The sequence below is a fragment of the Arsenophonus symbiont of Ornithomya chloropus genome (assembly GCF_964026495.1).
GTDB lineage: Bacteria > Pseudomonadota > Gammaproteobacteria > Enterobacterales > Enterobacteriaceae > Arsenophonus.
This window is the reverse complement of record NZ_OZ032148.1, coordinates 505852-529499: the sequence shown is the minus strand read 5'-3', so window position 1 is coordinate 529499 and position 23648 is coordinate 505852. Positions and strand designations below refer to the sequence as shown.

The 23648-nt window shown below is 20.7% G+C and carries 15 protein-coding genes, 1 tRNA gene and 5 pseudogenes; 11 read left to right on the top strand and 10 right to left on the bottom strand.

Annotation, left to right across the window (positions count from 1 at the left end; translation table 11 throughout):
• Positions 1 to 151: 151 nt before the first annotated feature.
• Positions 152 to 571, bottom strand: a complete 420-nt coding sequence (locus ABNS14_RS01970) for an H-NS family nucleoid-associated regulatory protein (protein ID WP_348666025.1) — start codon at positions 569 to 571, stop codon at positions 152 to 154.
• Between the two features lie 1324 nt (positions 572 to 1895).
• On the opposite strand from ABNS14_RS01970, the gene ABNS14_RS01965 reads away from it, so the two are divergent.
• Positions 1896 to 2537: a YchE family NAAT transporter gene (locus ABNS14_RS01965; RefSeq protein WP_348666023.1), complete on the top strand. Its 642-nt coding sequence runs from the start codon at positions 1896 to 1898 to the stop codon at positions 2535 to 2537.
• Positions 2538 to 2689: 152 nt separating this feature from the next.
• On the opposite strand, the pseudogene cls reads toward ABNS14_RS01965, so the two are convergent.
• The 6 genes and pseudogenes from cls to ABNS14_RS01935 all read right to left on the bottom strand — a co-directional run.
• A pseudogene (gene cls, locus ABNS14_RS01960) lies at positions 2690 to 4138 on the bottom strand (cardiolipin synthase); the annotation flags it as partial.
• A 485-nt stretch (positions 4139 to 4623) separates the two neighbouring features.
• On the bottom strand, positions 4624 to 5370 hold the full coding sequence (locus tag ABNS14_RS01955) for a YciC family protein (protein ID WP_348666021.1): 747 nt from the start codon (positions 5368 to 5370) through the stop codon (positions 4624 to 4626).
• A gap of 223 nt (positions 5371 to 5593) precedes the next feature.
• Positions 5594 to 6181 (bottom strand): alkyl hydroperoxide reductase subunit C, encoded by a 588-nt coding sequence (gene ahpC, locus ABNS14_RS01950; protein ID WP_348666020.1) that lies wholly within the window; start codon positions 6179 to 6181, stop codon positions 5594 to 5596.
• A 150-nt stretch (positions 6182 to 6331) separates the two neighbouring features.
• Entirely contained in the window at positions 6332 to 7015 is a 684-nt protein-coding gene (lolA, locus tag ABNS14_RS01945) for an outer membrane lipoprotein chaperone LolA (RefSeq protein ID WP_431603633.1), read from the bottom strand.
• A 206-nt stretch (positions 7016 to 7221) separates the two neighbouring features.
• Positions 7222 to 8445: pseudogene (locus ABNS14_RS01940) on the bottom strand (DNA translocase FtsK); the annotation flags it as partial.
• 813 nt (positions 8446 to 9258) lie between these two features.
• A pseudogene (locus tag ABNS14_RS01935) lies at positions 9259 to 9684 on the bottom strand (DNA translocase FtsK 4TM domain-containing protein); the annotation flags it as partial.
• A gap of 809 nt (positions 9685 to 10493) precedes the next feature.
• Between ABNS14_RS01935 and ABNS14_RS01930 the strand changes: the two are divergent.
• Positions 10494 to 11427 (top strand): annotated as a pseudogene (locus ABNS14_RS01930) (FAD-dependent oxidoreductase).
• A 149-nt stretch (positions 11428 to 11576) separates the two neighbouring features.
• Here ABNS14_RS01930 and infA read toward each other — a convergent pair.
• Positions 11577 to 11795, bottom strand: coding sequence for a translation initiation factor IF-1 (gene infA / locus ABNS14_RS01925; protein WP_348666019.1), 219 nt, complete (start codon positions 11793 to 11795; stop codon positions 11577 to 11579).
• Positions 11796 to 13204: 1409 nt separating this feature from the next.
• Here infA and artP point away from each other — a divergent pair.
• The 8 genes and pseudogenes from artP to gpmA form a co-directional block, all read left to right on the top strand.
• Entirely contained in the window at positions 13205 to 13936 is a 732-nt protein-coding gene (gene artP, locus ABNS14_RS01920; protein ID WP_348666018.1) for an arginine ABC transporter ATP-binding protein ArtP, read from the top strand.
• Between the two features lie 14 nt (positions 13937 to 13950).
• Positions 13951 to 14700: a transporter substrate-binding domain-containing protein gene (locus ABNS14_RS01915; RefSeq protein ID WP_348666017.1), complete on the top strand. Its 750-nt coding sequence runs from the start codon at positions 13951 to 13953 to the stop codon at positions 14698 to 14700.
• 13 nt (positions 14701 to 14713) lie between these two features.
• Positions 14714 to 15439 carry an arginine ABC transporter permease ArtQ gene (artQ, locus tag ABNS14_RS01910; RefSeq protein ID WP_348666658.1) on the top strand — a complete coding sequence of 242 codons (726 nt, stop codon included), beginning with the start codon at positions 14714 to 14716 and terminating at the stop codon, positions 15437 to 15439.
• A 4-nt stretch (positions 15440 to 15443) separates the two neighbouring features.
• Positions 15444 to 16130 carry an arginine ABC transporter permease ArtM gene (gene artM, locus ABNS14_RS01905; protein ID WP_348666016.1) on the top strand — a complete coding sequence of 229 codons (687 nt, stop codon included), beginning with the start codon at positions 15444 to 15446 and terminating at the stop codon, positions 16128 to 16130.
• A gap of 482 nt (positions 16131 to 16612) precedes the next feature.
• Positions 16613 to 16873: a GrxA family glutaredoxin gene (locus tag ABNS14_RS01900; RefSeq protein ID WP_348666015.1), complete on the top strand. Its 261-nt coding sequence runs from the start codon at positions 16613 to 16615 to the stop codon at positions 16871 to 16873.
• Between the two features lie 163 nt (positions 16874 to 17036).
• On the top strand, positions 17037 to 17615 hold the full coding sequence (locus tag ABNS14_RS01895) for a phosphatase PAP2 family protein (RefSeq protein WP_348666014.1): 579 nt from the start codon (positions 17037 to 17039) through the stop codon (positions 17613 to 17615).
• Between the two features lie 637 nt (positions 17616 to 18252).
• Complete coding sequence (locus tag ABNS14_RS01890) at positions 18253 to 19536, top strand: aromatic amino acid transport family protein (RefSeq protein ID WP_348666013.1); 1284 nt, start codon at positions 18253 to 18255, stop codon at positions 19534 to 19536.
• 184 nt (positions 19537 to 19720) lie between these two features.
• Positions 19721 to 20401 (top strand): annotated as a pseudogene (gpmA, locus tag ABNS14_RS01885) (2,3-diphosphoglycerate-dependent phosphoglycerate mutase); the annotation flags it as partial.
• 248 nt (positions 20402 to 20649) lie between these two features.
• On the opposite strand, the gene pnuC reads toward gpmA, so the two are convergent.
• Positions 20650 to 21351: a nicotinamide riboside transporter PnuC gene (gene pnuC / locus ABNS14_RS01880; RefSeq protein ID WP_348666012.1), complete on the bottom strand. Its 702-nt coding sequence runs from the start codon at positions 21349 to 21351 to the stop codon at positions 20650 to 20652.
• Between the two features lie 309 nt (positions 21352 to 21660).
• Positions 21661 to 21733 (bottom strand) — tRNA-Lys (locus ABNS14_RS01875).
• Between the two features lie 1383 nt (positions 21734 to 23116).
• Here ABNS14_RS01875 and fabA point away from each other — a divergent pair.
• On the top strand, positions 23117 to 23635 hold the full coding sequence (gene fabA / locus ABNS14_RS01870) for a bifunctional 3-hydroxydecanoyl-ACP dehydratase/trans-2-decenoyl-ACP isomerase (protein WP_348666011.1): 519 nt from the start codon (positions 23117 to 23119) through the stop codon (positions 23633 to 23635).
• Positions 23636 to 23648: the final 13 nt, after the last annotated feature.

Sequence of the window (23648 nt, the reverse complement as noted above, 5' to 3'; positions counted from 1 at the left end):
ATGTAATTTAATTGTAATGTATAAATAAATTTTTATTTATATCTTTAATATATTTATTTTTTTTGCTATTTTTTTTTGCTAATATAATATATATTGATATTTTTGATTAAAAATACCCTTTATGTAAAGAGTATTTTTAATTAAAAAATGTTTAGATTAAAAAATCATCTAATTTTTTTCCTTTTTTCTCCATTGCTTGTTTAATAACAGCTGGAGTCCGACCTTGACCTGTCCATGTTTTTATTTCTCCGTTTTTATTTTTATATTGATATTTAGCTGGTCGTAAAGCACGTTTAGTGCGATCAGTTGTTTTAGAAGAGGGGTTTTTTGCGGTTACCAAATCATCTAAGCTGAGTCCCTCTCCTTCAAGTAATTTGATATATTTTGCAATCTTTTGGCTATGGGCTTCTAACTGTGCTTTTGCTTGATTTTCATCTTCACGACGTTCTTCTACAACTGTATTAAATTTGTCTTGTATTTCTTGTAATGATTCTAAAGGAATTTCTCTTGCTATTGCACGCAAAGTACGAATATTGTTTAATGATTTAAAATATTTAAATGAATCGCTCATTTTCTTAATCTCAAATTGAAAGGAATGTTTTTTTATAATGCTTTATTTTTATAATGCTTTATAATGATAGAGTGCTATGCTATTTTCCGCAATAGTGAAATTACAAAATGAATTGAAATTTATTTTTATATAAAGCAATATAAAAGTTATCTTTAAAAGATTTTTATGTATCAAAGATTTTTAATATAATATATATGTTATTTTTTATTTATAAAAATTTTATATGTAAAGCAATACTTTTAATATTAAATATCTACCTACTAATTGTGTATTTAATAAAATTATTATTTAAATATATAGCATATGTTAAAATTATCAACAAATAAATAATAATATATTCATACATAAATTTGTAAATATTAAAATATTAAATAACTAATATTTTTATAAAAAATTATTTCAATTTTTAATTTGTAGAATTTTTATAGAAAAATGCAATTTTAATTTTGACACTTAAATTCTAGAATAAAACTAATCATATTATTTTTGAGATTAATATGTTTTTTTAAAAAGTATTAATTTTCTTAATTTTTGATATTTTTATTATTATAATTAATAATAAAAAATCTTATTTTTTAATTCTATAATAAATATTAATTAGTATTTATTGTTAAAATGTTATACTAAAAATACTTAATTTGAAAATATTTTTTTATAAAATTTAATGTAATAAAAGGATTTATATATTAAAGTAATATAATTTATTATTTTTCTAAATACAAATATTTAATGATATATTGTAATAATAATATATTGTAATTTTTGATAAAATTTTTGAAAAAATATAAAAAATAAATTTTGATTATTCAGCATAATTTTTGTTTCTAATTTATCTTTTTTCAAGATATTTTATAAAAACAAATTACATAAATTTTATTTTAAATTTAAAAATAAATATAATATAGTAAATAGATTATATTTATTTTAATAAAGTAATTTAAATTTATGTTAAAATTTTTTAAAGGATTTATTAAAAATATTTTTTTATAATTATGCATAAATAGATGATTTTTGATATATTGTATTTAAAAATTATTAGTATGTAAAAAATAATCGATCACTGTTATTTAATATTTTTTGTATTTTTAAATTTAATTTAATTTATATACGTGTTTTCTTCGTTAAAAATATCTATAAATAAAATTTATGATTTAAAATAATATAATAAATATCATTAAATAAATTTTATTTTAAATTTATTAAAATGATTTTTCAATATATAAAAAAATGTTTTTATATATAATATTTTTCTCTTTGTTTACTAAATATTATTATATAATTAATTTTTAGTAAAATATTAATCAGTAAATTAAGGAAGTTAATTGTGCTGAGTACTATCTTTGATTTTAATAATTATATAAATTTTTTTTTAGCTCTTTTTGTGATAGTCAACCCAATAGGAATTTTGCCTATATTTATTACTATGACTAATAATCATTCTCTTGCTGAAAGAAATCGTACTAATTTTGTAGCAAATTTTTCAGTAGCTGTTATTTTATGTATTTCTTTATTAATTGGTAAAACTTTTTTGCAATTACTTGGTATTTCAATTGATTCTTTTCGAATTGCTGGTGGGATAGTAATTGTTAGTATTGCTATATCTATGATAAGTAATATAAAAGATAAAGAAAATAATAAAAAAGAAAAATTAGAAACTACTGTTCAAAATAATATTGGTATTGTTCCTTTAGCGCTGCCATTAATGGCAGGCCCAGGAGCAATAAGTTCATGTATTGTTTGGTCTTCTCGTTTAGAAGGATGGGGAAATTTATTAGGGTTAATTTTAACCAGTATTTTTTTTGCTTTTTTTTGTTGGCTTTTGTTTCGATCTGGAAGTATATTAATTAAATATTTAAATCAAACAACAATTAATGTTGTTACTCGCATTATTGGATTATTATTAATATCATTAGGTGTTGAGTTTATTATTACAGGGTTAATATCTGTATTTTCTGTATTATTATGATCTTATAATAATATTGTATAAATGCATATATTAGATAAATAATAATTATTTTTTTAAAATACATTATATTTTTGTTGGAAAAAGAAAAAATGACTTAAATAATTAAATATAAATACTTTTAAGTCTTTTATATTAATATAATTATAACAATGGGCTAAAAAATAACAAATACGCTCTATAAGACGGTTCCATAGGGGACGTTTTTCCCAATTTTTATGAATTAAAGCTATGGAACGAGCTATATAATCATACTGAATTAAAGTTAAATGATTGGTGAAGTTTTTATCATCAATCACAATAGTAATTTCAAAATTTAGCCAAAGACTTCTCATATCTAAATTGACCGAACCAATTAAACTTAATTGACCATCTACAGATATGCTTTTAGTGTGCAAAAGCCCATCATTGAATTGATAAATTTTTACTCCTGCTTCTAATAATTCAGAGTAAAATACTCGACTGGCCCAACCTACTAGAAAAGAATTGTTTCGATTAGGAATAATTATTAATACTTCAACACCTCTCATAGCTGTACTACAAATAGCATGTATTAAATTATCAGTAGGAACGAAATAAGGAGTTGTAAGAATTAATTGCTTACGGGCAGAAAAAATAGTAAGTATTAATGATTGCTGTATTAATTCTTTTGGAAAACCAGGACCTGAAGCAATAACTTGAGTTGTATGAATTTTTGTTTTTTTGAATTCTGTTATGTTTTCATTAGAAAAAATCGGTGGAAGATGTTGACCTGTTTCCATTTCCCAATCAAATGCATATATAATACCTAATATTTTTGAAATTGGTCCTTCCATACGAACAATAACATCTATCCATTGTCCTAAATCTAAATTTTGCTTAAAATAGCGTGGATCAACCATATTCATGCTACCAACATAAGAAATATTATTATCAATAATAATTATTTTTCTATGTTGACGAAGATCCATACGACGAAAAAAAAATCGAAATAAATTTACTTTTAGTGATTCTATTAATTCTATTCCTGCTGCTCTCATTTTTTTTGGTTCTTTACTATGAAAAAATGACCAACTACCAGCGGAATCGATCATAATTCTACAATGTACACCACGTTTTACTGCATTAATTAATGCTTCTGTAACTTTATCAACTAACCCACCTGATTGCCAAATATAAAATACCATTTCTATATTAGAAGATGCTAGATTAATATCTTTTATAATTGCATTTATAGAATCTTTATAACTTGTTAAAAGTTGTAGATTATTTCCTTGAACTCCTGAAAATCCCTGTCTTTTTTTACATAATGAAAATAAAGGTAAAGCTATTTGGCTCTTATGTTCACAAAAAATATTTTTTGATTTATTAATTTTTGATATTAAACTTTCAAATGAAGCCCACATGCTTTTTGTTTTTGTTATTCGTCTTTTTCCAAGACGTAATTCTCCAAAGATTAAATAAAACATTACACCTATTAATGGAATTATGTAGATGATTAATATCCAGGTTAATGAAGAAGTTACCGGACGACTTTTTAATAAAATACGAATGGTAATTCCAGCAATAATGAGCCAGTATAAAAAAATAAAAATCCAATGTAGTAATATATAAAAAGTTATCATAAATAAATAAATTCCTATTTAATATTTATAGAATTACTATGAATCACATGATTCTGTATATAGTAAAAAAAATACAAAAATTGAAGGTAGTATTCTTAATGTTTCAAATATATTAATTATTTTATAATGCCAATAGCTTATATTAGAAAGATATTTAATATTAGACATGGTGATTTGTATTTATAATAAAGCATATTTTTAATATAAAAAATATAAGTTTTTCTATAAAAAAATAGCATAACATGATTTAGTTTTTATAAAAATTATGATTTTTCTTTTTTATAGAAGATATGATTTATATAAATAATTTAAAAATTATTGATATTAATAACTATTACTGCAGTTAATATTTTTTTGTAAAAAATAGAAAAAACATTACTAAATAATTATAAATTTTAGCATAAATAATAATAAATAGTCTAGTTATATTTATAAGTAAATATGAACAAATGAATTTTCTTAAACAAAACTTTATTGTTATTTGTTTATTTTTTAGCTAACATATAAAGGCGAAAAAAATAAATTAATGTAAAAGAAGTTAATAAGTTATTTGATGTAAAAGATATTAAGTTGTTTATTATATTTGGAAAAAGATGTAATTTTCCAATTAAAACAGTAATAAATATTTGTAATACCACCCAAAATAATAAGATCGATAAAACTAACCACCAATGGCGAAATGCTATTTTGAAGCTTTTTGTAATTGCTAAAAGTGGCATGATATTTTTGACAGTAATTAAAATTATTGGAGACAAAGAAAATCCTATGCTAAAAATAATGCCTGGTAAAATAAAAAACATAAAACCAAAATAAATTATAATACTACAAATTACTAAAAGTATGATCATTCTTGGTAATACATCTAATGAAAGTATAAAAGCTTGAAGCGCATGAATATGATTACCTTTAGTGATTTCTAATAAGTAACTAAGAACTGAAGAAACTAATAATATTAATCCGATAAAAATTGATATAAATGAAAGTAGTGAAACTCGCATGATAATTTTTATTTCTTCATCGGATAATTGATTTGTCCAATTTGAAAGTGAAATGGAATTATTTTTGCTCATTAAATTTTTTATAATTGTTTCCACTTCTTGCAAAGGAACAAAAAAATAATACAGTATTAAACTAACAGTTGCTGAAATAAATGATAGTAAAAAAATACCATTAAATTGATTTTTAAAAAAATTACAGCTATCACTAATGAGTGTGTTAGTTATTTTGTACATAAAAATTGCTTCCTATTAATTATTAATGAATTTTATAATAAAATTTTTATATTTTACATTCTAATCTAATAGGAAAGTAAGCGTATAGTTTTTTAATGCAAATTATTATAAGTGATGATATATATTATATATTTTTATGTAATGATAATTTTTATAAAAACAGTTTAAATTTTTTTACATGGGTTCATAAAATGTACCCATGTAAAATATGCATTATTAAAAATCATATTTTCCCGACTAAATCTAATGATGGAGATAATGTTGGAGCACCTATTTTCCATTTTGCAGGACAAACTTCTCCTGGATGTTGTGCTACATATTGTATAGCTTGAATTTTTCGTAATAATTCTGATGCATTGCGTCCAATAACTTCAGACGTAATTTCCATTGCTTGAATAATACCTTTTGGATCAATAATAAATGTACCCCTTTCAGCTAATCCAAGTTCTTTTTCTTCACCATTTTCTTGGTATTTCCGCATAACATCAAAATTACGAGTTAATTGCCAATTAGAATCACCAATCATTGCATATTTGATTTTTTTGATTGTTTTTGAATTATTGTGCCATTCTTTATGACTGAAATGAGTATCTGTTGAAATAGCATAAATTTCTACACCTATTTTTTGAAATTCTTCATAATAATCAGCTAAATCACCTAGTTCTGTTGGACAAACAAAAGTAAAATTAGCAGGATAAAAGAAAAAAACACTCCATTTGCCTTTAATATCTTTTTCAGATATATGAATAAATTTTCCATTTTGAAATGCAGTATTTAAAAATGGTTTAATTGGTGTATTAACTAACGACATTTTATTGCTCCTATAATTTATTATTATAAAATATTAAATATAAAATATAATAATTAACGAAAAAAGTAAATTTTTACTTAAAATATGCTTTAAATATTATTAAAATACATTTAATTAAAAGAGTTTTTTGATATTTAAGATAAAAAAGATTCACAAATTTTTATTTGATCTTTGATCATCAATAGTTACATTTTTTGGTAGTATAAATTGAAATTTATTTTTATCAATATTATTTGTTGTTTGCGATTTAAAATTATAAGATATTTTTTGTCCATTTTCTTCTATTGTACTAAATTCCTGAATAGTACCATTATATTTAATAGTAATAGAGAAAAAATTTTTTTCACTTTTTTTTTCTTTTAATATAAATTTATTACCGTTTTGAATAATATTATAAGATTTCCAATCTATAGAATTATTACGAGTTATGAATATAAATGGAGTATCAATCATAGTTTCTTTTAATAAAGTAATGCTTACTTGTTTAATTAATGGATTATAAAACCAGAGATTATGACCATCAGAAATCAAAAAATGTTCATCTGGTGATATGAGATGCCAATTAAATAAATTTGGACGTTGTATCCATAATTCTCCTTTACCTTCTTGAATTACATTTCCATCAAGATTAATAACATTTTGTATAAAATTAGCATAAAAACTATTGATTTTTTTTAGACGAATTTGTAATTCTCTAGTAGCATTTGCATGTACTGGGATAACATAAAAATTGGTTATTAATATTGTTAATATTATGATATTTTTTATTAAAATTTTAACTTTTTTACGTTTATTATACTGATTGTTCTTGAATTGTTTTGAATAAGATTTCACGATAATTACCATTATGAATTAATGTACTAATTTATATCTTTAATTTTTATTTTTGTATTAATTTTTATGTAAAATTAATACAAAATTAAACTTAAATTTTTAATATAAAGTACTCTTTTTATTGTAATTATAAATTGTAAAAAGTGATCAAATACTGGATATATATCTTCATTACTATATTTTTAATGACTGTGATTATTTGCAATTATATGATCAATATAACTAGGTTTTCCTTTTTTTTTCCAATCTTTAACTACATTTTCTACTTCTTGATCTTGTACAAAAGCACCATGTACACGAATTGGAATAGATGAATTAGAGGGTAGATAAAGCATATCTCCCATTCCCAATAAGGATTCAGCACCATTTTGATCTAAAATAGTACGAGAATCTATTTTACTTGATACCGAAAAAGCAATTCTAGCAGGTATGTTAGCTTTAATTAAACCTGTAATAACATCAACAGATGGTCTTTGTGTTGCTAATATTAAATGAATACCTGCTGCTCTAGCTTTTTGTGTTAGACGAACAATTAACTCTTCTACTTGTTTTCCAGAAGTCATGATTAAATCCGCAAATTCATCTATTATTATGACAATATAAGGTTCTTTTTTGAGTATTATATTGGTACTATTATCATCACTGATTGTATTATTTTCTGATATAGATATAATTGGAGGTGAAATTTTATTATTTTTTTGAATTTTTTTATTATAGCTTGATAAATTTTTTACTCCAAAAGCTGACATAATTTTGTATCGACGTTCCATTTCATTTATACACCAACGTAGTACATCAGAAGCACTTTTCATATTTGTAATAACTTCAGTTAATAAATGAGGGATTCCTTCATAATTAGAAAGTTCTAACATTTTAGGATCAATCATAATAAAACGTACATCTTTAGGTTTTGCTTTGTATAAAATACTTATTATCATAGCATTTAACCAAACTGATTTCCCTGAACCTGTTGTGCCTGCAACTAATAAATGTGGCATTTTTTTTAGATCTGCAATAACTGGATTACCCTCGATATCTTTTCCTAAAGCAATAGTTAATGGTGATGGATGATAGCGAAACATATCACAATCAATTACTTCTCTTAAAAAAACTGTATTACGTTTTTTATTGGGCAATTCTAATCCTATATAAGGTTTTCCAGGGATTATATCAACAATACGTACTGTTGTTACTGATAAAGAACGTGCTAAATCTCTAGATAAATTAGAAATACGTATCGCTTTAATTCCAGGTGCTAAATTTAATTCAAATCTAGTAATGACAGGTCCTGCAGAAAAGCTTACAACTTTAGCTTTTATGCGATAATCCATTAATTTTTCTTCAATAATACGAGATATCTTTTTCAGAACAAGAAAATTAACAGATTTATTTTCTGTTAAGTGATTTATTAGTAATTTTAATGATGGCATATTCTTATTGATTGATTGTGATAAAACCTCATTATTTAAATTTGAAAAATAATGGAGTTTTTTTTCTTTTTCAGAAAAATTATTTTTTAACAATTTTTTTTGTAATTTTTTTTTATTTATATCAAAGTTTGCAAAAAATATTTTGTGATATTGTTTTTTTAATATATTGCTAAAAAAATATTTTTTTTGTTTGCTGAATATTTTTTTATTAATTTTTCTATATTTTAATGATTGAAGAAGATTAGAAAAAAAGATTGAATTGATTTTATTTTTAATTTTTAGTGCTATAGACTTAACAGTAATTTTATTATTAGTTTTGTTTTTTTTGATTTTTTTTTGTGATAAAAAAAATGATTTATCTGCATTTATAATTTTTTTTTCTTTGTTTTTATATATTTTTTTTGTATTTGATATTTTTTTTTTATTTACATGATGATCATTTATTGTTGATTCGATAACAGAAAATTTGTTGTTTCTTTTTGGTATCATTAATTGATTTATTTTTTTATCTAATTTTTGTTTTTCATTAATATTATTTGATATATTTTTTGATATTTTTAGAGGTTTATGAATTGCTAAATTTGAAAAAAATATATTTTTGTGATCATTATTTGAATTATTTTTTTTGTTCTGATTATTGTTATTACTGAATTTATTAGAATAATTTGAAATATAAGAATTTTTTGTTTTGTATTGATTACAAGAAGCAATAATATGTTTTTGCAGTATTGATATTATTTTTAAAATAACTTCCCCAATTTTTTCTATTATCTTTATCCATGAACAACCAAGAAATAATGTTAAACTAATAATCCAAATACAGAATAAAACTAATGTTGTTCCTAAAATATTAAACCAAGGAAGAATAGTATTGCTAATAATACTTCCAATAATTCCTCCAGAAGAAAAATAAGCTAAATCATCTGCATGAAGAGTAAAGATTGCACAAGAAGAAATCAGCAATGTGATCATGCCGATTAAACGTAAAGATAAAATAAAAAAATCTATATGATCATTTTTATCTATATGTTTTAGTATTTTGAAAAATACTATTATCATTAATAATGGTATTGAATATCCTAACATTCCAGTACTTATGAGAAGAATATCAACTATGTATGCTCCAACACTTCCAGCTAAATTTTTTATTGCCGTATTAGAAGTTTTTTGTGACCAACTAGAATCAGAAGGATTAAAACTTATTAGTGCTATTATAAAAAAAAATATTAATATACCCATTATGAGCAAAATAATTTCTTTTGTTATTCTTTTGTAATTGTTTTTTTTTGATTTTATTATTTTTCTTTCTTTATATTCTGGCACAAAGTTGATAACTCCATTCTTATCAAGAAATAACTGAAAAAATTTATTTTTATTAACTATTAATAAATTGAATTTTTAATTATATCTCAATAATTGACATTAATAATATAAATCCGATTTTAATTTATTTTTGTTGTATTTTAGATATATGTATTAAAATTAACAACAATTATGATTAATATTTAAATATTTAAATGATTTTTAGTTAAAAATTAATTTTTTAATCTATTCTATTTTTTTCATGTATTTTAATGAGTATCTATAAATGAGTATTTATAATAGATATTTTAAAAAATCTGCTTTTTATAGAGATAAATATTTTGTTATAAATTTTATTTTAAAAATTATTTAAAAGTGTTTTTTATTAAATTATAGCTTAAAATAAATATAAAGTTATTTTTTTTATAAAATATTTAAAATACATGAGATAATTATTATAAATAAAAAAAATAAAGTTTTGTAAAAAAACTAATTTTTAATTTTTAATTTTATAAAATGATTATTATTAATAATTAACCAATCTATTAATTTTTATTTATAAAATATATATTGATGATATTTTAAATGTAATTCAATATTTTTTATTTCTTTTGTTTAATTTTTTTTTATGTAATGATAAAAAATATAATCGATAAAAAATTACTATGATGTTTCATTCTTATTAATTTGCATTTTTTGTTATTTTTATAATTTAATATGTTTTTTTTATTAAAAATAGATAATTTATGAGTATTAATAATCATTATAAACTTATAATTTTAAGTTCTTGTCCTGCTGGTTATACTGCTGCTATTTATACTGCTAGAGCATATTTAAATCCTCTATTAATTACTGGGATTTAAAGGGGAAAATTAACCATGGCTACAGAAGTAGAAAATTGGCCTAGTAATTATGTTAAATTAATGGGACCTGTATTAATGGAAAGAATTTTAAAACACACGAAAAAATTTATTGATAAAGAAAATATTATTTATGATCATATTCACACTGTTAATTCAAAAAATACACCTTTTGAATTAATTGGTAATAAAGAAATAATATATACATGTGATGCGCTTATTATTGTTACTGGAGCATCAGATCGTTACTTAAATTTATCTTTTGAAAAAAATTTAAAGGTCGGGGGGTTCCAGCTTGTGCTACCTGTGATATTTTTTTTATCGTAATAAAAAAGTTGCAGTTATTGGTGGTGGAAATAGTGCTATTGAAGAAACATTATATATGTCTCATATTGCTAAAGAAGTGCATCTGATTCATAGACGTACAATTTTTCTCGCTGAAAAAATTCTTATGCAACGCATGATGCAAAAAGTAAAAAATGGCAATATTTTCTTACATACTAATTATGTAGTTAATGAAGTATTAGTTGATAATAATGGTGTTACTGGGATTAATTTGTGTGCAATTGATAATAAAAAAATTTAAAAAACATTACTCTTTACATGGAGTATTTATTCCTATTAGTTATACTCCTAATACGCATATGTTTAAAAAATACGCATATGTTTAAAAAACAATTAAAATTTAAAAAAGGAGGTATGCATAATAATGCAACACAGATTTCTATCCTTTGTGTTTTTGCTGCAGGCAATAGATTAAACTATCATCAAGCTTATTACTTCAGCGGGCACCGGTTGCATAGCAGCAAGCAGCAATTGATGCTGTACGTTATTTATAAAATGTATATAGTATATAAAATATTCTGTATTTATAACAATAAATATTATAATTATAATTTAAGTTAAACTTTTATTTTTTATGATTTATAAAATAATTTATTTGAAATATATTTTTATGATTTTAAAAGTTTATCGACTACGAAAAATAATTCGACCTTTGCTTAAATCATACGGTGTTATTTCTACGTTTACTTTATCTCCTGTTAAAATTCGTATATAATTCTTCCTCATTTTTCCAGAAATATGAGCAGTGATTATATGTCCATTTTCTAATTCAACTCGAAACATTGTATTAGGGAGTGTATCTAATACCTTTCCTTGCATTTCAATATTATCTTCTTTTGACATTCAATCCTCTAAGATAAATTATCAAATCTAAACAAGCTAAAGCTAAAATTTTTTTAAAAATTCTTCCGATTTAAAAAAAATAAACTATAGAAATATTTTGAATATATTATATATATTACATAAATAAAATATTATGTCAAATATAAATATTTATAACACGTACTATGAAATATAATTTTAATTATTTTATTTTTTTAATTTTTAACAATCAAAAAAAATATTAAATATCTTAAATTGATTAAATTATAAAAAATATGTATATTTTGTTATTTTTTATTATTTTAAAATTAATATTTGGATTTTTATTTATTGTTAAAACTTCTAAAAAGTTATAAATAATTTACAAATTTATTAGATTAAATTACTGAATTTATATTGCCTTATTTTTTTAAAAACTGATATTATTTTTTGTGATTTTCATGCTTTTATTTGTCTTATATATCTTATATTTTTTTGTATTTAAAAATTTTTTAATATTTTTAATGTTTGTTTTTTATTAATAATGTAAATTATATTTCTAAATATTTGAATAATTTAGAAAATATAAAATTTTATCAGAAAAATTTATAATGTTTTCTATATAAATAATTTTATTTATTTTTTGTCTTTTATTTTTGAATTATTTATTTAAGAAAATATCTTGACTAAAAAGTAATTTTATGTAAGATTAATAATCTTCCTGTATGGATAGATATCTCCTTAAATATCTTATAAAACACAGTAATTTTGTAAAATTATATCACTTATACATTATTAAATTTTATAAAAACTTATTTTTTGATTTTTATGTTTAATAATATAATTATTTTTATATTATAATAATACATAATTCACTATACATTATGTACGTTATGTACATACTTTTCAATTAAGTATGTATTTTATATTTATATTTTTTATTTATTTAGTTAGGGGGTATATGAAATATTAATACTGTATGTTTTTTATTTTAGTGTAATTATTAAAAAAGTGTAATTATTAAAAAATTTTTAATTTTATATTCTTTCTTATAAAATTAAAAATTTTTGACATTCAAACATAATTTTCAATATGCTTTTTTTATAAAAAATAAAGTAATATTATGTAGTTTTTAGAAATTATATCAAATAATCATATAATTTTTTTTATTTTTCAAAACTATTTTTGAATAGATTTTTTTATTAGTATCAACATTAAAATATTTATTTATTTTTTGATTTTTTATTGATAATACAAATAGTCAAAAAATGTTTTCATACAATTTTAAATCTTTTGTAATAAATATTATTTATTACTTTGAAGTAAAAATAATATTTATAAATTAAAAATTAACTCAATTAAATGTTTAGAACAAAATATTTCCTAAATATTATATTAAGTTTATTATTCTTTTATGTATTATTTTTATTTATGTTATCAGTGTTATCAGAATGATTATTGAACTAACAAAAATTAATTTTTTTTACGGTAATTATCAAGTCTTACATAATATTAATTTAAAATGTATAACTGGTGAAACAATAATATTATTGGGCTCAAGTGGTGCTGGTAAAAGTTCATTATTACGCGTGTTTAATTTATTGGATTTACCTAGTTCAGGTCAATTAAAGATTGTTGGTTTTCATTTTGATTTCAAGAAAAAATATAAAAAAATAAAAATTCAAAATTTAAGGAAACAAGTTGGTATGGTATTTCAACAATATAATTTATGGCCACATTTTACAGTTATGGAAAATTTAATTCAGGCTCCTTGTTCAGTTTTAGGAATAAGCAAAAAAATCGCTAAAAACAAGGCCAAAATTTTATTGAGACGTTTACAATTAATGGAATGTTCTAATCGTTTTCCATCATATCTTTCTGGTGGGCAGCAACAAAAAGTAGCAATTGCAAGAGCATTAATGATGGAACCTAAAATATTATTATTAGATGAACCAACAGCATCTTTAGATCCTGGAATGAAAGCACAATTTATAAAAATTACACAAGAATTATCAAAACAAGGTATTACACAAATAATTGTGACTCATGATACAAATTTTGCAAAAAAAATAGCAAGTAAAATTGTTTATATAGAAAAAGGACATATTCTAGAACAAGGAGATGTTCATCATTTAACTACACCAAAAACTGCAAGTTTTTTAAATTATTTATCTCATATTTAATTAAGAATATTACAATGAAAAATTTTTTTTTGCTTCTGATGTTATATTGTTTATCTTTACCAGTACTATCATCACAAAAAGAAATAATACGCTTTGCAACTGAAGCAACTTATCCACCATTTGAATCAATTGATAGTAATAACAAAATCATTGGTTTTGATATTGATATTGCTAATATGATATGCAAAAAACTTGATGTAATTTGTACATTTACTAATCAATCTTTCGATAGTTTAATACTCAGTTTAAAAATGCGCAGATTTGATGCTGTAATTTCAGGAATTGATATTACGTCAGAACGTAAAAAACAAGTTGATTTTAGTATTCCATATTATGATAATTCTGCAACCTTTTTTGTTTTAAATACCAATGCAATTAATAATACATCTTCATTTTTTAAAATAAAAACAATTGGTGTACAAAACGGTACAACTCATCAAAAATATATTATGCAACAATATAAAAATATGCATATTATCTCTTATAACAATTATCAAACAGCTATTTTAGATTTGCAAAATAAAAGGATAGATGCTTTTTTTGGTGATTTTGATGTAATAACTGAATGGTTACGTAAAAGCAATAATCAATCTTTTTTTATGATAGGTGAAAAGATAAAAGACATAGATTATTTTGGTGGGGGGTTTGGTATTGCTGTACGTAAAGGCAATAAAGTATTACTTGATAAATTAGATCAATCAATAAAAGAAATTAAAAAAGATGGTTCTTATCATATTTTTTATGAAAAATGGTTAAAAAAGTAATATAATTACAGTGATGAATAATTTTTTATTTTTAATAAATGCTGCATATGTGACTATTATTTTATCAATTATTTCCTTATTTTTAGGATTAATACTAGGAATTTTTTTTACAGTTTTGGAGTGTTTTTCCTGTCGTTTCATAGCGTTTTTTGGATCTTTTTTAGTAAATTTAATTCGTGGTTTACCTGAATTATTAGTTATATTATTTATTTATTATGGTACATTAAAGCTTTTAATATTATTAAATAATGGTATTGAAATAAATTTGTTTTTTTTTAAAATATTTTTTCAAATCAATTCTGAATATTTTTTCATAAAAAAATATGAACTTGATCTTGTGCCTTTTTTTTCTGGTATCTTTTCTCTTTCATTATTGTATGGAGCCTATGCTTCTCAAATTTTAAAATATGCAGTAAAAATTATCCCGTTTGGGCAATGGGAATCAGGTTTAGCACTAGGTTTTAAAAGAAATATCATTTTTTTACGTATTATTATTCCACAAATATGGCGTCATACTCTACCTGGGTTAGCCAATCAATGGTTAGTATTATTGAAAGATACCTCATTACTTTCATTAATTAGCGTTAATGATTTAATGTTACAAACAAAAAGTATTATTGATCGTACTCAAGATCCTTTTACTTGGTATTTGATTGTAGCTTTGATTTATTTAATTATTAGTTTGATTAGTAAACTTATCTTACGATTTATTAAATTATCTAACAATAAGGTAAAATAAAAAAATGTTAGAACTAATAATTGCATTATTTCCAGGATTATCTAAAAGTTTATCTTTAACATTTTTTGCATTATTTATTGGATTATTATTATCACTATTTTTTACTTTTATTTTATCGTTTAAAATAAAATTTATTTCTTTTTTTATATTAGGTTATATTACAATATTTACAGGTACTCCCTTACTAGTGCAATTTTTTCTTATTTATTATGGTCCAAATCAATTTTCTTTTTTACAATCATCTAATACATTATGGTTCTTAATTTCTTCACCATGGATGTGTGCCATGATATCATTGTCGCTTAATAGTGCAGCCTATTGCACATTATTATTTAATGGTGCATTAAAGGAAATAGATAATACTATATGGCAATCTTGTCAAGCATTAGGTCTATCACATTATCAATCTTTAAAAATTATTTTACCTTATGTTTTTAAAAGAATTATATTATCATATGGTAATGAAGTTATTCTTGTTTTTAAAAGTACTGGATTAGCTAGTACTATAACAGTATTAGAAATAATGGGATATAGTCAACAAATTTTTAGTCAAACTTATAATATTGATGTATTTATTGCAGCAGGGATAATTTATTTATTTTTTAATAATATGTTTGCTTTTTTAATAAATCGATTTTCGAAATATATGTTATCTTTTGAAAAAACATCATATAAAAAAGATCTTTATTAAGAAATTTCTTCTTGTAAAAATTTTTTATTTTTTTTATATTAGTGTCATAATTAATTTAATATTATTTTATTTTGTAAATTTTAACAATGTTTCTCGAACATTAAAACATATCAAAAATAACTTCATTATGATTTTTGCAATTTCTTTATAACATACCTTAAAAATTATAATGATTTTATTATATTTTTGATATATTTTTACAAATTAACAAACAATTGATATTAAAGTTTTATGTCAAACTAATATAAGTAATTTATACTAAATTTCAATATCATATATTTTTTATTGTTTAATTTGTGATATAAGATAGTAAAAAAATAATTATTATTATAATAATACTTAATTTTTGTTAAAAAATATTTTATTAAATTTTTAACATCTGTTAATATATCTTATAAATAATATGCTCATATTATATTAATAATATTAATAATGTATTTTTTTAATCGTTAAATTTTTTAAAATAAAAATTAAGGAAAAAAATGTTTCTTACTATTTTTGGTCGGTCCGGATGTCCATATTGTATTTCTGCAAAGAAAATAGCAGAAAAATTAAAAAATACACTAAATGATTTTGATTATAATTATATTGACATTGAAGTTGAAAATATAACTAAAAATGATTTAAGCAAAAAAGTAGGTAAAATCGTAAAAACAGTACCTCAAATATTTCTTGATGAAAAATATATTGGTGGCTTCACAGATTTTGAAAAGTATGTTCAAGAAAATTTATTAATCTTATAAAGATTTTCATATAAAATATATTTTTTTTAAAAAACAAAAATCTTTATTTCTGTATTGATATTTTATCATATGTTTGAGAAAAGCATATTTGAAATAAAATTTATGATACAAAATATTCTTTTTAATTTAAATGTATTTTAAATGTATTGAAAAATTAATAGTTGTGTTAAATGATATTAATTTATTTTTATTTTATTTAATAACTTCAATACCAATAATATCTGTTATTGAATTAAAATTTTTATCTTTTTTTGCCAATAAATTAATTTTTTTATTTTTCTTTTTTGCTTTTTTGTATGGTTTTTTTTCTTTAAAAAAGAAACTTATTGTTCGTAGGATATTTTTTTACAAAACTTTTATTGCAATTATTATATCTTTGTTAATTTCTTGGATTATTGGTATAATTTTTCCTCAAGAACGACCTTTTTTAAGCATTGCATGCAAATATTTACTTGTACACGAGGCAACACCATCATTTCCTAGTAATCATGGTATTATATCTTTTACTATTTCTTTTAGTTTTTTGTTTTGGTTTCAGAAAAATTGGATTGGATTATTATTATTTGTAATATCTTTTATGATTACTGGAGCTAGAATTTTTTTGTGTATACATTGGCCTTTTGATATGGTAGGTGCTTTTATATTAGCCATCATGGCTTGTGGAATAAGTCAATTATTTTATATAATTGGTGGATATAAACTATTATTATATATAGTTAAACTTTATCATTTGTTCTCTTGATTTTAATTTTTTTTATATGATTTATATATTTAAAAATATGTTATTTAATATGTAATAATAATATGTAAATAAAATTTTGTGTATCAGAATATTTTAGATGAATAGTTTTTTATATGAAAACCTTATTGCAAATAAGGTTGTATTATAATTAATATACAAAAATATTTTAAAAATATATTGCTATGAATGAAAACTGTATTTTTAATGCACTCTCACTAGAGTAAATATTTTGTATAAATTCATATCAATAATTTATTATTTTTGTAAATATTTTTTTAAAATTAGTACTGTTGATGTTTTTTGATAAAAAATTATTTAAAAATAAATTTTTATCACTAATCAATATTATATTAAAATTAAGTTTTCTGGAAAATAATTATGATAAATTATCATTTTGATGTTTTATCTCTTTGAAAGAAAAATATTTTTTGTATAAAATAAAAATTACTATAAAGTAACATTATGGAGAATCTATAAAAGAATTTAATAAAAAATTAATTACAAAATTGTATTTAACATATTTTTCATGTATTTATATAAAAACATCATCATATTTATTACAAGTTATTATTATTTCTAAATATATTTAATCTAAATATTTTGTAAAAATTATCGCAAATACAAAAAGAATTTCTTTATGACTTCAACATATAAAAAAAAATATATAAATTTTTGGGATAAACATGATATTTTCTGGATCTTAAGTTTATATGGTACAGCAATTGGTGCTGGTGTACTTTTTTTACCTATTAATATTGGTATAAATGGATTTTTACCATTAATTTTAATGACATTATTATCATTTCCAATGGTATTTTTTTCTCATCGTGGTTTGACTCGTTTTATACTATCAAGTTCAAAATACAATAATGATATTACGAAAGCAGCTGAAGAATATTTTGGTTTTTTTTCTGGTAATTTGGTTACAATTCTTTATTTTTTTTCTATTTATCCAATTTTATTAGTATATGGTATTTCTATTACTAATAATGTTGAACATTTTATTATACAATTACTTGGATACCAATCACCACCCCGTTGGTTATTATCATTACTTCTTATTAGTAGTATTATTAGTATAGTTACTTTAGGTGAAAAATATATAATAAAAAGAATCAGTATTTTAGGATTTCTCTTTATTATTATACTAGTTGTATTTTCATTTTATATGATTCCATATTGGCATATATCTATATTAAAAAATCTTTCATTTTCAGAAATGAAAATATATAATTCGAATAATCCCAGTATAATGATTACTGTTTTTTTTACAATTCCTGTAATAGTTTTTGCATTTAATCATTCACCAATTATTTCTACATTTGTAATTGCTAATCGCAAAAAATATGGTGAGTTTGCTGATAAAAAATCCTCAAAAATTTTATTTGTATCACATATATTAATGGTATTAACAGTAATGTTTTTTGTGTTTAGTTGTATGTGTACATTATCTCCTGTCGATCTTTTACGAGCAAAATCTGAAAATATGAATGTTTTGGATTATTTATCTTTGTATTTTGATAAACCTTTTATTAGATATGTTTCTTCATTTATTGCGTTTATTGCAATTATTAAATCATTTTTGGGACATTATCTTGGTGCTCGTGAAGGTTGTAATTCTTTGATTGAAAGAATATATGGTTTACAAGGAAAAAAAATTAACAAAAAAAAAATAAACATGATAACTGTTATTTTTATGTTAATCACTATTTGGTTAGTATCGACATTAAATCCTAATATTTTAAATATTATAGAAAATTTAGGTGGACCTATTATTACTGTTTTATTATTTATTATGCCAATGTATGCAATTAGAAAAATATCTGTTATGAATAAATATTCTGGTTATTTTAGTAATCTTTTTGTTGTAGTTATTGGCATGATTAGTATTTTATCAACAGTATATAAATTGTTTTTATAATATTGTATATATCAAATAATATTTTTCTATAAATTTATTGATATACTTTAATTTAATACTACAATTTATATGTATTATTTTTAATAATTAGAAATCTATAAATATATTTATATTTATACTTTTATTTAAAATATGAATTAATTATTTACAAAAAATAATTTTATTATTAATCGGAATTGAAAATATGAAATCTACTAATTTGGTACTTATAAGACACGGTGAAAGTATATGGAATAAAGAAAATAAATTCACTGGATGGACCGACATCGGATTATCTAATACAGGTTATGAAGAAGCAAAAAAAGTTGGTCAACTTTTAAAAAAAAAAGGTTTTGTTTTTGATTATGCATATACATCAGTTTTGAAACGTGCTATTCATACATTATGGGAAATTTTAAATCAAATAGATCAATACTGGATTCCCGTCGAAAAAAATTGGGTTTTAAATGAACGTCATTATGGTGCATTAGAAGGTTTAAATAAAAGAGAAACTGCTAAGAAATATGGCGATCAACAAGTGCAATTATGGCGTCGGAGTTTTAATATAGCACCGCCAGGATTAAAAAAAAATGATCCGCGTTATCCTGGAAATGATCCGCGTTATGTACATTTAAATTCATCACAAATACCTATTTCTGAAAGTCTAGCTGCTACAACAAAACGTGTAATTCCATATTGGGAAAACGTGATTAAAAAAAGAATTAAAAATGGTGAAAAAATAATTATTGTTGCTCATGGAAATTCATTACGTGCATTAATAAAACATTTGAATAATATGACTGAAGATGAGATCATTAAATTCAATATTTTAAATGCTACTCCTATTATATATAAATTTAATGAAAATATAATTTCTGTGAAATATTCTTTGTGATATTTTTTGTATCACAAAATATAGTATGATTATTTTTATTAATAAATTTTAGATAGGTTATTTTATAGATATCATATGTAAATATATAAATTTTAAAAAATTATTTAAATAATATCTAAAAATATTTAGATGCATAAAATTAACAATTTGTATTGTATGATATAAATTATTTTTTTAGTGTTTTTTATTATAAGAATAAATTATCTGAAGCATTTAAAGTGTTAATAAATAAAATTATTTTAAAAAGCTAATTTACGCCAATGATAAAAACCATTGATTGAAAAAATAAGTAATATAAAATATTCTAATGCAATAGCCAACATATCCTGCAAATAAAAAAGAACAACGCTAAGAATATTAATAGTTATCCATAATAACCAATTTTCAATATATTTACGTGTCATTAATATCATAGCAATAATTGATAAAATGGTAATAATTGAATCTAAAAAGGGAAATTCATCAGGTTTTATTTGTATTGGTTCTAGATAAATATTAAATAAGTATAATATTTTTATAGTAAGATTGGATAAAAAAATAAATGTTTTATCAATATTTAAACTTAATAATACAATTGTTAAGATTGTGATTAATGATATTAATATTTTTTTATGAAAAGACATCCATTTAATTTTCAGATTTTTTTTATTAAAAGAACTTACTTTACTCCAAGCATACCATCCGTATATGTTTGTTATAAAAAAGAAAATTTGTAATAATAAGCTAGCATATAATTGAATTTGAAAAAAAATAAAAGCAAAACATATAACATTTATTAACCCAAAAAAATAATTTATATTTTTTTCTTGACTTGCAAGCCAAACACATAGAAATCCACTTATTGTCGCAGTAGCTTCAATATAAGATAAATTATAATTTTTATTTCCAGTAATAATACTAATCATAGTATTATTCGTATCAAAAAAATCTGTTCCAAACATTTTTGCATAACTTTTTATTTAATTAAAATCTAAATTATTGATAAACTAATATATATTTTTTTTGAAAGAAAAATTGAAAAATAATTTTTAAAATTTATCTTTTAATAATAAAAAATAAATTTGATTTTATTGATATATAATGCTTATTAGAAATATGAATATTAAAAAAAATAATTTTGGAATATATGCGAATAATTTTTCATTTTAAAATTATTTTTTGAAATATCAACTGAAGTTCTTTGACTAAATTACAATTTTTTGTTTTGTATATTACAAATATCTATATTTAAAAATAATATTTTTATTTAATGGGTCGTACAGGATTCGAACCTGTGACCAATTGATTAAAAGTCAACTGCTCTACCGACTGAGCTAACGACCCCTTATAATAAATTATCTTAACTAATTTTGAATTATATAACTTTTTAATAATTATGCAATTTTTTTTATAAAAATACATAATTATAATATAATTAAATATATGATAGCGTTTTTTTGATTATTTGCAAGACGGATTATTAATAATTTTTAATGAATAAAATAGTATTGTATTTTATAGAGAATTATTTTTAATGATAAAAAATAATTTAAATAAAGAATTTTTTACAAGGTATTTTTGTAATAAAAATATCTAACATTATGTTAAATTACTTATGATATTCTTAGAACTTTAAATAAGATCATATATATCTAATATTATTAAATGATTATTAAAAATAGTTGTTAATATAATTTTTATTATGTTAATTTTAATATTAATTAAATAATATTAACTTATAATTATTTAATAATAATATGAAAATCATTTTATTTTATATTTTTTATCATATTTATTCTTTATATATAAATATATTTTTTAAAAAATATATTTATATGATAATCTATATTAAAATATTTATAAAATTAGTTAAGTAAATAATAAAATAAAATGATTTTATGATCAATAAAAATTGATAATTAAAGTATATAATTAATATTTTTTGGAAATCTTTATTTTTAAGAGATTCTTTATATAAAAAAATAGATTATTTACTTTTGATTAAAATATTATAAAAATATTTTATCATTGATGTTTTTTATTTTTAAATATTTTACAAATATTTATATGTTTATATTTTAAAAATTAAATATATTATTTAAAATTAAAAATAAAATTTAAAATTAAAAATAAAATTCTTTTTTTATGAAAAATTAAGCATGAATCATAAAAAATACTTTTAAAACAGAACAAATAAATTATTTTATTTATTTGAAATTTAATGTTTGATCTACTTTTTTCAAAAAATTTAATATATTAAATTATTATAATAAATAATTTATTAGTATTGTATTTTTATGATACAAGAAATTAAAAAATATTCATTTAACTTAAATTTAATGAAAATAATTTTAATATTTAAATAATTATTGATGATTTTTTAAAAAAACTTTTATGTTATGATATTTAAAGAGCTTCTTTGATGTAATTGTTTTCATATTAAAATTATATAAGAAATATTAATCATGAAAAAGCATAAGAGTGATATATATATATTTATTTATAATTTATTTTTGAATTAAAAAAATTATCTTGATTATCTTAAAAATAGAAATTTTATTTACAAAATTTAATTTTTAGTATTTCATATGATAAAATATTTTAAAAAGCATAAAAAAAGATTTGTAAAATAAACTAATTTAAAAAAATAGCTGATTGGAGTTGTTTACGTTATGACTGTAATCTATGATCTAGTTGTATTATTTTCAATAAGGCTATATTTATAATATGATTGATAAACAAAGTTCTTATAATAAAGACGATTTAGATGCTTCTGGTAGAGGCGAATTATTTGATGGATATGGACCACAATTACCTTCTGGTAATATGTTAATGATGGATCGTATTTTAACAATAACAGAAAAAGATGGATATTTTAATAAAGGTTATATTGAAGCTGAACTTGATATCCATCCAAATTTATGGTTTTTTAATTGTCATTTTATAAATGATCCTGTTATGCCTGGTTGTTTAGGACTTGATGCAATGTGGCAACTCATTGGTTTTTATTTAGGATGGTTAGGAGGAAAAGGTAAAGGTCGAGCCTTAGGTGTAGGTGAAGTAAAATTTACTGGACAAATTTTACCTATTGCACAAAAAGTTACTTATCGCATACATTTAAAACGTATTATTAAAAGAAAATTAATGATGGGAGTAGCTGATGGTGAAGTATTAGTTGATATTAAACGTATTTATACGGCAGAAGATTTAAAAGTTGGTTTATTTAAAGATATAAAAAAATTTTGAAAAATCTTTTTAT

Coding starts and splice junctions, on each gene's coding strand:
- ABNS14_RS01970 (WP_348666025.1), bottom strand. CDS start 571: ATGAGCGATTCATTTAAATATTTTAAATCATTAAACAATATTCGTACT.
- ABNS14_RS01955 (WP_348666021.1), bottom strand. CDS start 5,370: ATGTACAAAATAACTAACACACTCATTAGTGATAGCTGTAATTTTTTT.
- ahpC (WP_348666020.1), bottom strand. CDS start 6,181: ATGTCGTTAGTTAATACACCAATTAAACCATTTTTAAATACTGCATTT.
- infA (WP_348666019.1), bottom strand. CDS start 11,795: ATGTCAAAAGAAGATAATATTGAAATGCAAGGAAAGGTATTAGATACA.
- artP (WP_348666018.1), top strand. CDS start 13,205: ATGATTATTGAACTAACAAAAATTAATTTTTTTTACGGTAATTATCAA.
- ABNS14_RS01915 (WP_348666017.1), top strand. CDS start 13,951: ATGAAAAATTTTTTTTTGCTTCTGATGTTATATTGTTTATCTTTACCA.
- artQ (WP_348666658.1), top strand. CDS start 14,714: ATGAATAATTTTTTATTTTTAATAAATGCTGCATATGTGACTATTATT.
- artM (WP_348666016.1), top strand. CDS start 15,444: ATGTTAGAACTAATAATTGCATTATTTCCAGGATTATCTAAAAGTTTA.
- ABNS14_RS01900 (WP_348666015.1), top strand. CDS start 16,613: ATGTTTCTTACTATTTTTGGTCGGTCCGGATGTCCATATTGTATTTCT.
- ABNS14_RS01890 (WP_348666013.1), top strand. CDS start 18,253: ATGACTTCAACATATAAAAAAAAATATATAAATTTTTGGGATAAACAT.
- pnuC (WP_348666012.1), bottom strand. CDS start 21,351: ATGTTTGGAACAGATTTTTTTGATACGAATAATACTATGATTAGTATT.
- fabA (WP_348666011.1), top strand. CDS start 23,117: ATGATTGATAAACAAAGTTCTTATAATAAAGACGATTTAGATGCTTCT.